Genomic DNA, 14,498 nt, shown 5'->3' on the forward strand with positions numbered 1-14,498 from the left:
GACGCGTCGCGCGCGCGTCATACCGCGCGGGTCACACGGAGCGCGTGATGCCGCCGTCGATGCGGATGTTCTGGCCGGTGATGTAGGACGACGCGTCGGAGGCCAGGAACGCGATCAGGTCCGCCACTTCCTGCGCCGTGCCGTAGCGGCCCATCGGAATGCGCACGCGGCGGTCTTCCTTTTCGGGCAGGCTGTCGATGAAGCCGGGCAGCACGTTGTTCATGCGCACGTTGTGCTGCGCGTATTCGTCGGTGAACACTTTGGTGAAGGCGGCAAGGCCCGCGCGGAACACGCCCGACGTCGGAAACAGCGCTTCCGGCTCGAAGGTGGCGTAGGTGGAAATGTTGACGATGGCGCCGGACTGCTGCTGCTTCATCACCGGCGCGACCAGGCGGGTGATGCGCACGACGTTCAGCAGGTAGAACTCCATGCCCAGATGCCAGTCGTCGTCGCTGATCTCCAGCAGCGGACCCTTGGGACCGTGGCCGGCGCTGTTGACCACCGCATCGACGCGGCCCCACTTCTGCAGGGTGGCTTCAACCAGGCGGGACAGGTCTTCGGTCGAGCGGTTTGAGCCGGTGACGCCCAGGCCGCCCAGTTCCTGCGCCAGCGCCGCGCCCTTGCCGGACGAGGACAGGATGGCCACGCGGTAGCCGTCCGCCGCCAGCTTGCGCGCCGCCGCCGCACCCATGCCGCTGCCGGCCGCCGTGAGGATCGCCACTTTTTCCGTGCTCATGCTCGCTCCAGTCTGGAATTCGGGAGCGGCCATTGTAGGGGCGGGTGGGCGTGTGGCCCAAGACGCCGGACGCGGACGGCTACGGCTTGGACCCCACGCGCCAGATCACGTTGCCCACGTCGTCCGCCACCAGCAGGCTGCCCTGCGCGTCGATGGCCACGCCTACCGGCCGGCCCTGCGCCTGGCCGGCGTCATTGAGAAATCCGGTCAGCACGTCCAGGGCCGGACCGGCGGGCTGGTTCTGGTCGAAGGGCACGAAGATCACCTTGTAGCCGCTGCGCGGATCGCGGTTCCAAGATCCGTGCTGGCCGACGAACATGCCGTTGACGAAGGGCGCCGGCAGCTTGGCGCCGCCGGACCACGCCAAGCCCAGCGAGGCGGTGTGCGGGCCCAGCGCGTAATCGGGCACGATGGCCTGCGCCACTAGGTCCGGCCGCGGCGGCGTCACACGCGTATCGACGTGCTGGCCGAAATAGCTGTACGGCCAGCCATAGAAGCCGCCGTCGCGCACAGAGGTCATGTAGTCGGGAACAAGGTCGCTGCCCAGTTCATCGCGCTCGTTGACCGCTGTCCACAGTGTCTTGCCGTCCGGCCCCCACGCCATGCCGACCGGATTGCGCAACCCCGTCGCAAAAAGGCGCTTCTGGCCGCTGGCCACGTCCAGCTCCCAGATGGCGGCGCGGCCCTCCTCGATGTCCATGCCGTTTTCGCCCACGTTGCTGTTCGAGCCGACGGACACGTACAGCCGCGACCCGTCCGGGCTGGCGATGAGGTTCTTGGTCCAGTGATGGTTCAGGCCCGCGGGCAGGTCGGTGACCTTCTCGGCGGGGGCGGTGATGTGCGTCTGCCCCGGCGTAAAGGGAAAGCGCACGACTGCATCCGCATTCGCGACATAAAGATGGTTGCCGACGAGCGCCATGCCGAACGGTGAATTCAGGTCTTGCAGCAGGACGGTCCGCGTTTCGGCGACGCCGTCGTGGTCGGCATCGCGCAGCAACGTGATGCGGTTTGCGCTGACGGTCTTGGCGCCGGCCCGCTTCATCACCAACCCCGTGGCCCACGCCTTGATGCCGCCCGGCGCGTCCTCGGGCTTAGGCGGCGCGTTGGTCTCGGCGACCAGCACATCGCCGTTGGGCAGCACGTACAGCCAGCGCGGATGGTCCAGTCCGCTGGCGTAGGCGGTGACGGCAAGGCCGGCGGCGGGCGTCGGCTGCGCGCCGTCCTGCCAGCCCACGGCCTGGGCCGTGTTCACCGTGGGAATGAGCGTGGTGTTGGGCGGCGGCAGTTGGGGATCAGGACCCATGCCCGCTTCGACGGGCAGCTTGGCAACCTCGCCGCAGGCGCTGAGCAGCGTCAACGCCAGGACGGCCGCCGGCAGGATGCGCAGGGTAGGCATGACGCTCGCCTACTTCACCAGCGTGACCGGCACGTGCGCCAACTGCACGACCTGATTGGCGACCGACCCGATCAGGATGTTGGCCAGCTTGCCATTGCCGCGCGTGCCCATGACGATGCGCGCGCAGCCATGGTCCTGCGCATAACCCGCGATTTCCGCCGGGGCGTTGCCAAAGACCACATGACTGACGTAGTCCACGCCGGCCGAATCCAGCTGCTTGCGCGCCTCTTCTGACGCTTCGCGGCCTTCGCGGGCGTAGAAGTCATTGATCATGTCCTGCGTGATCAGGCGCGACACCCCGGCGCGTCCGCGTGGCGGAGTCTGGATGTTGATGAGATGGATGCGCGCCGATTTGGCGCCCTGCGCGAGGCGGCGGGCGTACACGACGGCGCGGTCGGCGTTTTCGGAGCCGTCGACGGGAACAAGGATATTCAGCATCGCAGCTCCTTACTTGACCAGCGTGACCGGCAGTTCGGTCAGGGAAAGCACGCCCGTGGCGACCGACCCCATGAAAAGCGCTGACACGGACCCCAGCCCCCGTGTCCCCATGAAGATCTCGTTTGCGCCGGTTTCTTCGGCCACGCGTACGATCGTCTCGGCGGCCGCGCCGCCCTGGATGTGGGTCTCGAACGGCACGCCGGCCTGCGTCAGCAGTGCGCGCGCGGCCTCAACCGCGGCCTCGCCTTCTTCCTGGTGATAGGCGTCGATCTCTTCCTGCGACAGGCCGCTGCCGAACGCGCCGGCCTTCAAGGGAATCTGGACTGTCAGCAGGTCCACGCGTTCGACGGGATCGTAGCGGCGCGCGTCGAGCAGCGCCTTGACCGCGTTCAGGGCGGGTTCTGAACCATCGACGGGAATCAGGATGCGTTTCATGAGCGTCTCCTTGCGAACCGTAGGGGGGCGTGCGTTCCACTGTATCCCACATTCGCCCCGCCGGCGGCGCCCCGGCGATGCGTCGGATCAAGGGGAGGGCGTTCCCCGCCACGCGTCGGGCACCGTCTCCGCCGTCATTGCAGTGCCCAGCAGCAGGCTCGCCTGGCGCGCCAGCGCGGGCGCTTCGCCGGTGGTCTGCAAGCGCAGTCCGCCCGGACCGCGATCCCTCAGCAGGCCGCGTTCCTGCAGTTGGTGGCGCAGCCAGCGAGCCACCGGCGCGCCCGTTTCCAGCAGCGGAACGCCAGGGCCGGCGGCGTCCTGGATCACGTCGCGCAGAAAGGGAAAGTGCGTGCAGCCCAGCACCAGCACGTCCGCGCCGGCCTCGCGCAATTCGGCCACCGGTGCGCGCACGGCCTCAACGGCCTCGGGGCCCGACAGCACGCCTTGCTCGACCAGCCGGACCCACTGCGGGCAAGGGCGCAGCAGGATGCGCACTTCGGGCGCCTCGCGCTGCACGAGCGCGGCGAACTTGGGGCTGGCCAGCGTCCCCGTCGTGGCAAAGACGCCGACCACACCCGTATGCGTCAGGTGCGCCGCGGGTTTGATGGCGGGTTCGACGCCGATGATGATGAGCTCGGGATGACGCTTGCGCAGCAACGCGATCGCCGCGGCGGTGGCGGTGTTGCAGGCCACCACCATGGCGCGGGCGCCCTGCGACACGAAATAGTCGGCGATGGCGCAGGCGCGGCGCTCGACGAACGCCTGGGTCTTTTCCCCGTAGGGCACATGGGCGGAGTCGGCGACGTAGAGCAGGGACTCGTTGGGCAGCGCGTCGCGGATCGCGCGCAGAACGCTCAGCCCGCCGACGCCGGAGTCGTACACGCCGATGGGGGATTCGGAAAGCATGGAAAGACGTTGGTCTATGCAGGATGCGGTGGCGGCAAGTGTAGCGCCGGGGCCTACTGGCGTTCTGCCGGCGGGGTTCAGCGGCGGGTCCAGCGGCGGGTTTACCGGCGGGTTTACTGGCGGGTTTACTGGCTTTCCGCCGCGGGCGATGCGTCCCGCTGCCGCCGTGCCTCGTCGATCAGCTTGCGCGCGGCGCCCGACAGCGGCGCATCGCGCCAGATCAGATTCAGCGGCGCGCGCAGGGCTTTCGGGTGCGTCACGCTGACGTAAACCACACCTTCGATGTTCACGCGGCGCAGCGACGCCGGCACCAGCGACACGCCCAGCCCCGCGGCAACAAAACTCAGCGTGGACAGCATGCGCGGCGCTTCCTGCGTGACGCGCGGGCTGAAGCCTTCGGCGCTGCAGGCGGCAATGATCGCGTCGTACAGACCCGGGCCGCTGTGACGCCGGTACAGGATCAGCGATTCGTCCGCCAGTTCCGACAGCGCGATGCGCTTGCGCGTGCGGCCCTTGACGGCGGGATGGTCGGCCGGAAAGGCCGCCAGCATGGCCTCTTCAAGCACGGTTTCCATCTGCACGCCCGGGTCGGCGTGCGCGCCGCGGATGAAGGCGACATCGATGCGTCCTTCGGCCACGGCCTCGCGCAGTTCCCCGGTGCTGCTCTCTTCCAGCACCAGATGCACGTGCGGCGCGCTTTCGCGGAAACGGCGGATGACCGACGGCACGAACGGATGAAATGCCGCCGACCCCGTGAACCCCACCGTCAAGCGGCCCGCCTCGCCCTGTGACACCCGCCGCACACCGTCCACGGCCTGGTCCACCATCGCGATGATGTTGCGCGCATCATCCAGCAACGCGCGGCCGCTTTCCGTGAGTTCCATGCCGCGCGGCAATCGGTGGAACAGGGTCACGCCCAGCTCGGCCTCCAGCACCCGGATCTGCTGGCTGAGTGGGGGCTGACGAATGCCCAGCCGGGCGGCGGCCTTGGTCAGGTGGGACTCCTCGGCGACCGCCAGGAAATAACGCAGGAGCCGTAAATCTACGCTTGCCATATGTGTTCGATATGAGATTTAAACTTGTCATATATTAGACATTATTCAAGGCGAAGCGTACGCTGCAAGTTCGTTATCCACCTCTGGCGCGGCCCCCCCGCCAGTTCCCATTGCCGGCCTGGCGCCGGCCACCAAAAAGATGAACGCAGCACTTCCCATTGACGAGGCCGGCGTACGGCCTCCCCCTACTTGCGGCCAGTTGTTCTACGGATTCCTCGTGCTGGGCCTGACCGCCTTTGGCGGCGCCTTGCCCCTGGCCCGTCGCATGGTCGTCGAAAAGCACCGCTGGCTGACCGGCGCCGAATTCACCGAACTGCTGGGCCTGTGCCAGTTCCTGCCGGGCGGCAACATCATCAACCTGTCCGTCGCCCTGGGCATGAAATTCCGCGGTCCGCGCGGCGCCTTCGCCGCGCTGATGGGCCTGATCCTGGCGCCGTCCATCATCGTGATCATGCTGGGCATGGTCTACGACCGGTTCCAGAACGATCCCGACATCCAGCACCTGTTCGCCGGCCTGGCCGCCGCCGCGGCCGGGTTGCTGATCTCGATGGCGGTGAAGATCGGCATGCCGGTCATCAAGCGCCGCGACTGGCTGGCGGGCGTGGTCGCCACCGCCTGTTTCATTGCGATTGCCGTGCTGCGCATTCCGTTGCTGCCCACCATGGCGGTCCTGACGCCGCTCAGCATCCTGATGGTCTGGAGGCAACGTCGATGATTCACACACTGATCGCGCTCGTCCTGATTTTTACCCAGCTGTCCGTGCTGGCCTTCGGCGGCGGCAACACCATCCTGCCCGAGATGCAGCGCCAGGTCGTGGAGGTGCACGGCTGGATGACCGCCGCCGACTTTTCCGCGCTCTTCGCGCTGGGCCAGGCCGCGCCGGGGCCCAATCTGATGGTCGTCACGTTGGTCGGCTGGCACGTCGCGGGGTTGCCGGGCGTGCTTGCCACGACCATCGCCAAGTTTGGCCCGTCGTCGATCATCACCGTCATTGCGCTGGGATTGTGGGAGAAATTCAAGGACCGCCCGTGGCGCGGGGTCATTCAGGCGGGCATCTTCCCGATGACCGTCGGCCTGGTCGCGGCCAGCGCCTCGCTCATCACCGAGGCGTCTGTCCATACGTGGTTGCTGGGCGCCATCGCCGCCATCGTGGCGATCCTGGGCAGCGTCACGCGGATTCACCCGCTGTGGCTGCTTTTCGCGGGCGCGCTGGCCGGTTTGCTTGGTATCAGTTAGCGTAGGGGACTCTTGCGAGCCCAGCGCGCGATACGCGCCACGGGTGCGCACTGCGGACAGGAGCCCGCCATGCAGCCGCTCACAGACGAAAACGCTTCAGACGAAAACGCTTCAGACGAAAACGCTTCAGACGAAAACGCTTTAGATGAAAGCGCCCGGGGCCGCAGCACCCGGGATGACCGCGCCGAGCAAGACACGCCCCGCGATGCCGGCGCCGGCGCGGCGTCGAATGCCGAGCCGCTGCCGTTCTTCGACGCCCATCGCCGGCTGATGCTGTGCGCCGGCCTGCTGCTCGTCGTCGCGGGCGGGTTATACGCCGCCGGCCTGACGCCCAGCCTCGCCCTCCTGCTGGGCTTTGACGCCGGGGCGCTGGTCTTCCTGATCCTGACCGTGCGCGTGTTCGGCCGCACCAGCGCCGCTTCCATGCGCCTGCACGCCCGCCAGCACGATGTGGGCCGCACCGGCGTCCTGTGGAGCAGCGTCGCGCTGTCCTGCATGGTGCTCGTTGCGCTGTGGGTCGAACTGCATGCGCAAAGCAGCGTCGGCGCCCTGGTGGACACGCTGGCCGCCGCTGTGACCATCGTGCTGTCGTGGCTTTACATGAACATGATCTTTGCGCTGCACTATGCCCACGGGTACTACGGCCATAAGAACGCCATGCACAAGGGTCTGGACTTTCCGGGCACGGACGATCCCGACTACTGGGACTTCGCGTATTTCTCGCTGGTGCTGGGCATGACGTTCCAGGTGTCGGACGTGCAGATCGTCAACCGGCGGCTGCGGCGGATGGCGATGACGCATGGCGTCATCGCGTTCTTCTTCAACGTGTTCATCATCGCGATCAGCGTGAACGTGGCGGCGGGGCGGGCGTAGGGGAATTTCGGCGGCGCCCCTCGCGCGGCCTCAGACCGGGATCGGATTGTCGACCAGGCTCTGATTGAACGCATTCACGAACCCATGCTCGTTCGAGCCGGGGTTGTCCCGCAGGTCACGAATGGCGTCGACCAGCACCTCGGGCGCGTCGGTCGCCAGCTTCTGCATTGTCTCGGCGATGAACGCATCCAGCGGCATGGCGCGCGGATCGCCGCTTTTCTTGATGAGGTCCGTGTCGACCCACGGCGGCGCGATTTCCTGGACCGTCACGTTGGTGTCGCGCAGCATGAACCGCTGCGACAACGCGTACGAATGCAGTGCGGCCTTGGATGCGGAATAGACGGCGTTCGAGGCGATCGGGACATAGGCAAGCATCGACGTGTTGTGGATGATCGTCGCGCGCGGTTGCGCCTTCAGATGCTGGATGAGGGCGGACGTGAGGCGGATCGGCCCCAGCAGGTTCGTTTCCAGGATCTGCTGCGACACGGCGTCGTCAACCTGGGACGACGGGTCATCGAACGGCATGATGCCCGCGTTGTTGATCAGCACGTTCAGCGACGGGTACTTGGCGATCAGGGTCTTGGCGACGCGGTCGATGTCCTGAGCGTCCGAGATGTCGAGCTGGATGCCTTCGATGCCCGGATGCGCCGCTGCGATCTCGTCCAGCAGCGCCTGCCGGCGGCCGGCGATGATGACCTTGTTGCCCAGGTCGTGGAAAGCGACGGCCAGCGCGCGGCCGATGCCGGAAGTGCCGCCTGTGATGAAGATGGTGTTTTGGGTCAGTTGCATGTCGGTGCCTCGGTCGGTTGTGAGCGTCTGGGTTCGTTTCAGATCGCGGTGTGGTTACTATGAGGCAGATTGAGTTTGTCTCAAATGTCAATAAAGCGTCGTTTTAGGACACGCTAATTTTTTGTGTACCTCCCCGTCCGTCGTGCTGACGGGATAAATGCTGCGCAAGCAGACCACATCGCGTCCCCCGAGCAATTCATCGGTTGACGAGTACTCGCGGCTCAAATAGCCTTAAAGCGTCATTTCCAGACAAAGGTTTAAACATGCGCCAGATCGGCCTCATTCTCGAAGACGGCTTCCAGGTGATGGGCTTGGCTGCGCTGGCGGCATTCGAATTCGCCAACATCGCCCTGGACCGCGACGGCTACCGCGTCACCATCCTGTCGGAAGGCGGCGGCCTCATCCGGTCCACCATGAACGCCGGCATCGAGACGGTTGCTCTCGGCGTGATGCCTGACACCCTGATCGTGGCGGGCGAACTGATGCCAGGGCCAATCTCGCCCGGCCTGGCCCGCTACGTGGCGCGCGCCGCCACCGAAGCGCGCCGTGTCGCGGGCGTCTGCACGGGCGCGTTCGTCCTCGCGCAGGCCGGCCTGTTGAACGGCCGCACCGCCACGACCCACTGGGCACATGCGCGCAGCCTGCAGGAACGCTTTCCCGAAGTGCGCGTCGACCCTGACCGCATCTTCGTGCGCGACGGCAACATCTGGACGTCAGCTGGCATGTCGGCCGCCATAGACCTGGCGCTTGCCTTGATCGAAGATGACCACGGCGCGGCGCTGGCCCGCGACGTCGCGCGCCGGCTGGTGGTCTATCACCGGCGGCCGGGCGGCCAATCGCAGTTCTCTGCCTTGCTCGAACTGGAACCGCGCTCCGACCGCGTGCAACGGGCGCTGGTCTATGCCAAGGAGCATCTGCGCAACGCGTTGACAGTGGAGGAACTGGCCGAGGCGGCCAGCTTGTCGCCACGCCAGTTCAGCCGGGTGTTCCGTGACGAGACCGGGCATTCCCCCGCCAAGGTGGTGGAACTGCTGCGGCTGGAAGCGGCCCGCGGGATGCTGGAAGAAGGGCGGCATTCCCTGGATATCGTGGCGCGCGATACCGGCTTCGCGGACCGCAATCGCATGCGGCGGGCGTTCCTGCGCGCGTATGGCCAGCCCCCGAGCGAGGTGAGGCGCGGGGTGCAACCTGCCAGCGCATGACGCATCATGCAGAACTGAAACTGACAGCGCGTTGAACGCCGCGCCGCTGTAGCGCATTGTCGCTGACGCCCGGATCGTTGTGATCTAAGATGCGCCATCCGAACGCTGGCGCATGCCTGGCGCGCGGCTCCGGCATATCCGGCGAACCGAGGCAAAGGCCTCGCGCCGATTTGAGGCCGACACCGATCGACATCCACGCTTTCCACGTCTGCCTTGCACTCTCCATCGCCCGCAACGCGTCCTCTCGATTGGCTGAACTTCTTCGTGGCCGATGTGCGCGACGGGCTTGGCCCCTATCTCGCCATCTATCTGCTTGCCGTCCATCATTGGCGCCCTGACAGCATCGGGCTCGTCATGACGATATCCGGGCTGGCGGCGCTGGCGGCCCAGACACCGGCCGGCGCGCTGGTGGACCGCGCCTCCAACAAGCGCGCGTTGCTGATTGCCGCCGCCGTGCTCGTGACGGTGGCGTGCATGGCGGTCCTGGCCAGCCCGAACTTTGTCTGGGTCACGCTGACGCAGGCGGTGGCAGGCGTCGCGTCATCGGTGTTCGCGCCCGCGATTGCGGGCATCACCCTGGGACTGACGACCGCGCACGCCTTCACGGAACGCATCGCGCGCAACGAGTCGTTCAACCACGCGGGCAACGGCTTCGCGGCGCTGCTCGCGGGCGGGCTGGCGTATGTGTGGGGGCCGGTCGCGGTGTTCTACCTGATGGCGGCGATGGCGCTGGCCAGCCTGGCCGCCACGATGCGTCTTCCCGCGCATATCGATCTGGACAAGGCGCGCGGGTTGGAGCCCGGCCACGATGCCGCCGCGCATGCGCAGCCCGTGCCGCTGCGCCAGTTGCTGTCCAACCGGCCGCTCGTGCTGCTGGCGCTGAGCTGCGCGCTGTTCCACCTGGCCAACGCGGCCATGCTGCCGCTGGTCGGGCAGAAGCTTGCCCTGGCGAATCCGGCGCTCGCCACGCCGCTCACGGCGGTCTGCATCGTCGCCGCGCAGTTCGTCATGATTCCCGCCGCCATGGCCGTGGGGCGCTATGCGGACCAGTGGGGGCGCAAACCGCTGCTGCTGTTCGGTTTCCTCATCCTGCCGCTGCGCGGCGTGCTCTACACGTTTTCGGATGACACGGCGTGGCTGGTGGGCGTGCAGTTGCTCGACGGCATCGGCGCGGGCATCTTCGGCGCTGTCCTGCCCCTGATGGTGCTGGACCTGACCCAGGGCAGCGGCCGGTTCAACGCCAGCCTGGGCGCCGTCACCACGGTGTTCGGTATCGGCGCGGCGCTCAGCAACGGGCTCGCCGGCCTGATCGTGCAGCACGCGGGTTACAGTGCAGCGTTTCTGGCGCTGGCAGGCATTGCCGGCCTGGCTTGCATGACCCTGCTGGTGTTGCCGGAAACGCGCGTGGCCGCCCAGGCGACCGCCGCGTCGGCTTCCAATTCCCTTCCTTGATCCTCTTCTGAAAGCATGTCGCTATCCAACGCCGTGATCTGGTTGATTGCCGCCGCGACCACCATGGCCATCCTTTTTCGTCCGTGGCGGCTCCCCGAGTACGTGTGGGCCACCGCCGGCGCGGTCGCGCTGGTGGCGCTGGGGTTGCTGCCGGCCGCCAAGGCGGGCAGCGCCATTCTGGAAGGCACCGACGTCTACCTGTTCCTGATCGGCATGATGCTGGTGGCCGAAGTTGCCCGGCAGGCCGGTCTCTTCGACTGGGTGGCGGTGGCGGCTGCCGATCACGCGGCCAGGTCCGCCCGGCGGCTCTTCGATCTGGTGTTTCTGGTTGGCACGGTGGTCACCGTGCTGCTGTCCAACGATGCAACCGCCGTCGTGCTGACGCCCGCCGTGTATGCGGTGGCGCGCGTCGTTGGCGCGCCGCCGTTGCCGTACCTGTACGTCTGCGCCTTCATCGCCAACGCGGCCAGCTTCGTCCTGCCGATCTCCAATCCGGCCAATCTGGTCGTGTTCGGCGACCGCATGCCCGCGCTGGGGCCATGGCTGGCGCACTTTGCGCTGCCCTCCGTCTTGGCCATCGGCTCCACGTACGTGACGCTTCGGCTGGTGTTTCGCGATGATCTGCGGCAGCCGTTGAAAGCTTCGCCGCCGTTGCCCCCCATGACATGGCCGCTGCGCATGGCCGCGCTGGGCGTGGCCATCACGGCGGGGACGCTACTGATCACGTCGGCGCTCGGCCATCGCCTGGGCTTGCCGACGCTGATCGCCGGCTGCGTGTCCGCGGCGCTGGTGCTGGCGGCGACGCGGTCGGGGCCGCTGCGGCTCATCAAAGGTGTCGCGTGGGGCGTGCTGCCCCTGGTGGCCGGGCTGTTCGTGCTGGTCGAAGGCATGGCCGCCAGCGGCGTGCTGCAGGATCTGGCGGACCTGATGCGCGGCCTGTCCGCGGACGCCGCGCTTTGGGCCGGTGGCGTAGGCGCCGCGCTGTCGGGCAACGTCATCAACAATCTGCCCGCGGGGTTGATGGCGGGCACGCTGGCGCGCATGGCCGACCTGTCCAGCACGGCAAATGCCGCGCTGCTGATCGGTATCGACCTGGGTCCCAATCTGTCGGTCAGCGGCTCGCTCGCCACCTTGCTGTGGCTGCTGGCCGTCCGCCGCGAAGGCATGCACATCAGCGCGCTGAGCTTTCTGCGGCTGGGCGTCTTGGTGATGCCGCCTGCGCTGATTCTGGCGTTGGGCGCGCTGCACGTCTTCAGTTGACGCAGCACGTCTTGAATTGACGCTGCACTTATTGAATTGACGCGGCGCGCGGCGCAGGCCTGGCGATGGCCAGCGCGCCGCGCGCCTTTCAGGCCCCGCGTCAGAACGTGCCGCGGACCGTCAGCGTCGCGTTGCGCGGATCGCCATAGAAGCTGCCCCAGCCCGGCGCGCCGATGGTCTGGTAGTAGGTCTTGTCGAAGATGTTGTTCACGTTCAACGCCGCCGACCAGTTCTTGTTGATCTGGTACGCGACGCGCGCATTCCACACCGCGTAAGACCCCTGTGAGACCCGCACCGAACGCGTTTCCGTGTAGCTGCCCGTCTGGTAGTTCACGCCGCCGCCCAGCGACCATGCCGACAGTTCACCCGGCAGCCGGTAGTCGGACCACAGACGCAGGATGTGCTTGGGCGTGACGGTGCGCGCGAAGTTGGTGTTGGTGACCGAGGTGTCGTCCAGGAACTTCAGCGTGTTGAACGTGTAGCCCGCAAACAGTTGCCAGCCAGGTGCCACTTCGCCGCTGATTTCGGCGTCCAGACCCTGGCTGCGCACCTTGCCGCTCGACAGGTAGCAGATGTCGCCCGTCGAGCACACGCTGGTCAGATCCTCTTGCGCGCGGTTCTTCTGATCGACGCGGAAGAGCGCGATGGACGTGTTCAGGCGCCCATCCATCAGTTCGCCCTTCAGGCCGATCTCGTAGTTCTTGCCCACGATGGGGTCCAGCACCTTGCCCGATGCGTCCACCGCATTCTGCGGTTCGAAGATCTGCGCGTAGCTGACATAACCGGACCACTGTGGATTGAACGCGTAGATCAGGCCGCCATAGGGCGTGACGACGCCGTTGTCCTTGTAGGGATCGACGTACTGCTCGCCGCTGTCGCGGTAGCGGCTGGTGTTCTCGTACCAGCTCACGCGCGCGCCGGCCACCAGCGTCAGCGGGTCGGCCAGGCTGAAGCGGCCGACGCCGTACACGCCGGTCTGCTTCATCTTCACGATGGTCGCGGCGCTGCGGTAGGCGTTCTCGCGCATCCAGTCGTCGGTGGGTTCCGGCACATGGTGATCCGGGTTCCACACGTTCACCGCGCGGTTCAGGCGGTTCAGCGCGAAATCGTTCTTGCTGGTCAGTTCGTTGATGCTGGCGCCGAAGGTCACCGAGTGCTTGCGGCCCAGCGCCTCGAAGGCGCCGTCCACATCCAGGTTCAGCGCCTTGTTGTGCGTGGACATGTCGAACAGGCCTGCGTACAGCATGGGCCCCAAACCGGTCACGGGATTTACGGCGCCTTCCGTGAACGCGTACTTCGAATCGTTGGATTCCTGGGTGGACGTGCCGGTCAGCTTGAGCGACCAGTCCTTGTTGAAGCGATGCGCCAGCTCGGCAAAGACGGTGGTCTGCTTGCCGTTCCAGCGGTTCCAGTCCTGGCCCAGCGATGTTGACCGCTTCAAACCGATGTCGTCGCCGTTGCTGTAGTGCGGCAGGCCGTGGAAGAAGGGCGTGGAGCGGAGTTCCTCGTAGCTGACGCCGCCGGTCAGGGTGGTGTCCGGCGTGAAGTCATAGCTCAGCACGCCGTACAGCACGCCGGTGCGGCTCTTCGCGGTGTCGTAGAAGTATTCGCGGTCGTTGTAGCTGGCCACGCCGCGGGCGCGCAGCGTGCCGGCTTCGTTGAGCGGCGCGCTGGCGTCGATGTCGGCGCGATAGTTGTTCCACGAGCCGCCGCTGGCCAGCATCTGCACCTGGGTTTCGGCCAGCGGGCGCTTGCGCACCAGGTTGACGGCCGCGCTTGGCGAGCCGGCGCCTTGCAGCAGCCCGGTGGCGCCGCGGATGATCTCCACGCGGTCCAGCGTCACGGTTTCGGTGGTGAAGCTGTCGGCCTGGGGATAGTAGAAGGCGCGGTTCACGCCGTCGAACTGGTAGCTGTCCACGCGAAAGCCGCGCGAATACACGTAGCTGCCGCCCATCGGGCTCTTGTAGAGCGTCATGCCGGTGCTGTTGGCCAGCACCTCGTCCAACGTGTTGGCGTTCTGGTCGTCCATGCGCTGGCGGGTCACAACGGTGACCGACTGGGGAATTTCCTTCAGCGTCTGGCGGCCCTTGCCGATGGTGACGACGCGGCTGGTGTAGCTGCCGGTGCCTTCGGTGACGGGATCGTTGGTCATGCCGGTCACCGTCACCGGCGCCAGCGTGGACACGCCCGGCGTGTCCTGCGGGATGCGCCGCAAGTGGTAACCCTCGCCATTGGCGTTGGCGACCGCCTGCAGGCCGGTGCCGGCCAGCAATCGGGACAGGCCCTGTTCCGCGGTGTACCGGCCCGACAAGCCTTGCGTCTGCACGCCGCGCGTCAGGGCGGGCGAGGCCGCCACCGTGACCTTGGCGGCCACGCCGAACTGGCCCAGCGCGACATCCAGCGTGGTGGGCGCGATGGCAAAGGCGACTTCGCCGGACGACGCGGCCTGCGCCCACGACGCGGCGGGGAGGGCGAATGTGGCGGCCGCCGTCAGGGCAAGGTGGACGGCAAGGCGCAAGCGCATGCGCGGAGACGATGACAAGGCGAGGGGAGAAGGGGAATGGCGTCGTGCCATGGCTGGGGGTTCCTGATTCGTCGATTGAAAAGCGCGGCCCGCGGGCGCCTCGGGGCCTTCTCTTGGTCTAACGAACCAGAAATGAAAATCTGCGGCGTTGTTACAAAATGGTCGGAATGCGCCGTGGGTGGGCGGCGAAATCGGG

At 66.9% G+C, this 14,498-nt stretch carries 14 protein-coding genes; 6 read left to right on the forward strand and 8 right to left on the reverse strand.

All coding sequences use genetic code 11. The features are described from left to right. Window positions 1-31 precede the first annotated feature (31 nt). The 6 genes from B2W22_RS11025 to B2W22_RS11050 all read right to left on the reverse strand — a co-directional run bounded on the left by B2W22_RS11025 (window position 32) and on the right by B2W22_RS11050 (window position 4,966). Entirely contained in the window at window positions 32-736 is a 705-nt protein-coding gene (locus B2W22_RS11025) for an SDR family oxidoreductase (RefSeq protein ID WP_175124487.1), read from the reverse strand. A gap of 79 nt (window positions 737-815) precedes the next feature. Next, entirely contained in the window at window positions 816-2,132 is a 1,317-nt protein-coding gene (locus B2W22_RS11030; RefSeq protein WP_175124488.1) for a PQQ-dependent sugar dehydrogenase, read from the reverse strand. Between the two features lie 9 nt (window positions 2,133-2,141). Then, complete coding sequence (locus B2W22_RS11035; RefSeq protein WP_175124489.1) at window positions 2,142-2,570, reverse strand: universal stress protein; 429 nt, start codon at window positions 2,568-2,570, stop codon at window positions 2,142-2,144. 9 nt (window positions 2,571-2,579) lie between these two features. Further along, the gene (locus B2W22_RS11040) at window positions 2,580-3,005 is read right to left on the reverse strand and encodes a universal stress protein (RefSeq protein ID WP_175124490.1); all 426 of its coding nucleotides are present in this window, start codon (window positions 3,003-3,005) and stop codon (window positions 2,580-2,582) included. Between the two features lie 87 nt (window positions 3,006-3,092). Next, window positions 3,093-3,911 (reverse strand): glutamate racemase, encoded by an 819-nt coding sequence (gene murI, locus B2W22_RS11045; protein WP_175124491.1) that lies wholly within the window; start codon window positions 3,909-3,911, stop codon window positions 3,093-3,095. A 125-nt stretch (window positions 3,912-4,036) separates the two neighbouring features. Further along, window positions 4,037-4,966, reverse strand: coding sequence for a LysR substrate-binding domain-containing protein (locus B2W22_RS11050; protein ID WP_175124492.1), 930 nt, complete (start codon window positions 4,964-4,966; stop codon window positions 4,037-4,039). 139 nt (window positions 4,967-5,105) lie between these two features. Here B2W22_RS11050 and B2W22_RS11055 point away from each other — a divergent pair, with 139 nt between their 5' ends. The 3 genes from B2W22_RS11055 to B2W22_RS11065 all read left to right on the forward strand — a co-directional run bounded on the left by B2W22_RS11055 (window position 5,106) and on the right by B2W22_RS11065 (window position 7,075). Further along, a complete protein-coding gene (locus B2W22_RS11055; RefSeq protein WP_175124493.1) occupies window positions 5,106-5,681 on the forward strand; it encodes a chromate transporter in 576 nt (191 codons plus the stop codon). Continuing rightward, a complete protein-coding gene (locus tag B2W22_RS11060; RefSeq protein WP_175124494.1) occupies window positions 5,678-6,202 on the forward strand; it encodes a chromate transporter in 525 nt (174 codons plus the stop codon). Before B2W22_RS11055 ends, B2W22_RS11060 begins: the two co-directional genes overlap by 4 nt. A 69-nt stretch (window positions 6,203-6,271) precedes the next feature. Continuing rightward, window positions 6,272-7,075 (forward strand): DUF1345 domain-containing protein, encoded by an 804-nt coding sequence (locus B2W22_RS11065; protein ID WP_286937651.1) that lies wholly within the window; start codon window positions 6,272-6,274, stop codon window positions 7,073-7,075. 30 nt (window positions 7,076-7,105) lie between these two features. On the opposite strand, the gene B2W22_RS11070 is transcribed toward B2W22_RS11065, so the two are convergent. After that, window positions 7,106-7,864, reverse strand: a complete 759-nt coding sequence (locus B2W22_RS11070; protein WP_286937653.1) for an SDR family oxidoreductase — start codon at window positions 7,862-7,864, stop codon at window positions 7,106-7,108. Window positions 7,865-8,127: 263 nt separating this feature from the next. On the opposite strand from B2W22_RS11070, the gene B2W22_RS11075 reads away from it, so the two are divergent. The 3 genes from B2W22_RS11075 to B2W22_RS11085 all read left to right on the forward strand — a co-directional run bounded on the left by B2W22_RS11075 (window position 8,128) and on the right by B2W22_RS11085 (window position 11,778). Next, window positions 8,128-9,066: a GlxA family transcriptional regulator gene (locus tag B2W22_RS11075; protein WP_286937655.1), complete on the forward strand. Its 939-nt coding sequence runs from the start codon at window positions 8,128-8,130 to the stop codon at window positions 9,064-9,066. Window positions 9,067-9,279: 213 nt separating this feature from the next. Continuing rightward, window positions 9,280-10,518, forward strand: coding sequence for an MFS transporter (locus B2W22_RS11080; RefSeq protein WP_286937658.1), 1,239 nt, complete (start codon window positions 9,280-9,282; stop codon window positions 10,516-10,518). A gap of 15 nt (window positions 10,519-10,533) precedes the next feature. Next, window positions 10,534-11,778 carry an arsenic transporter gene (locus B2W22_RS11085; protein WP_286937660.1) on the forward strand — a complete coding sequence of 415 codons (1,245 nt, stop codon included), beginning with the start codon at window positions 10,534-10,536 and terminating at the stop codon, window positions 11,776-11,778. Window positions 11,779-11,878: 100 nt separating this feature from the next. Here B2W22_RS11085 and B2W22_RS11090 read toward each other — a convergent pair whose 3' ends face one another. Further along, a complete protein-coding gene (locus B2W22_RS11090; protein ID WP_286937661.1) occupies window positions 11,879-14,353 on the reverse strand; it encodes a TonB-dependent siderophore receptor in 2,475 nt (824 codons plus the stop codon). Window positions 14,354-14,498 lie beyond the last annotated feature (145 nt).

This window comes from Achromobacter sp. UBA4530, from assembly GCF_002388205.1.
In the GTDB taxonomy this organism is placed as follows: Bacteria; Pseudomonadota; Gammaproteobacteria; order Burkholderiales; family Burkholderiaceae_B; genus Achromobacter; species Achromobacter animicus.

Coding starts and splice junctions, on each gene's coding strand:
- B2W22_RS11025 (WP_175124487.1), bottom strand. CDS start 736: ATGAGCACGGAAAAAGTGGCGATCCTCACGGCGGCCGGCAGCGGCATG.
- B2W22_RS11030 (WP_175124488.1), bottom strand. CDS start 2,132: ATGCCTACCCTGCGCATCCTGCCGGCGGCCGTCCTGGCGTTGACGCTG.
- B2W22_RS11035 (WP_175124489.1), bottom strand. CDS start 2,570: ATGCTGAATATCCTTGTTCCCGTCGACGGCTCCGAAAACGCCGACCGC.
- B2W22_RS11040 (WP_175124490.1), bottom strand. CDS start 3,005: ATGAAACGCATCCTGATTCCCGTCGATGGTTCAGAACCCGCCCTGAAC.
- murI (WP_175124491.1), bottom strand. CDS start 3,911: ATGCTTTCCGAATCCCCCATCGGCGTGTACGACTCCGGCGTCGGCGGG.
- B2W22_RS11050 (WP_175124492.1), bottom strand. CDS start 4,966: ATGGCAAGCGTAGATTTACGGCTCCTGCGTTATTTCCTGGCGGTCGCC.
- B2W22_RS11055 (WP_175124493.1), top strand. CDS start 5,106: ATGAACGCAGCACTTCCCATTGACGAGGCCGGCGTACGGCCTCCCCCT.
- B2W22_RS11060 (WP_175124494.1), top strand. CDS start 5,678: ATGATTCACACACTGATCGCGCTCGTCCTGATTTTTACCCAGCTGTCC.
- B2W22_RS11065 (WP_286937651.1), top strand. CDS start 6,272: ATGCAGCCGCTCACAGACGAAAACGCTTCAGACGAAAACGCTTCAGAC.
- B2W22_RS11070 (WP_286937653.1), bottom strand. CDS start 7,864: ATGCAACTGACCCAAAACACCATCTTCATCACAGGCGGCACTTCCGGC.
- B2W22_RS11075 (WP_286937655.1), top strand. CDS start 8,128: ATGCGCCAGATCGGCCTCATTCTCGAAGACGGCTTCCAGGTGATGGGC.
- B2W22_RS11085 (WP_286937660.1), top strand. CDS start 10,534: ATGTCGCTATCCAACGCCGTGATCTGGTTGATTGCCGCCGCGACCACC.
- B2W22_RS11090 (WP_286937661.1), bottom strand. CDS start 14,353: ATGGCACGACGCCATTCCCCTTCTCCCCTCGCCTTGTCATCGTCTCCG.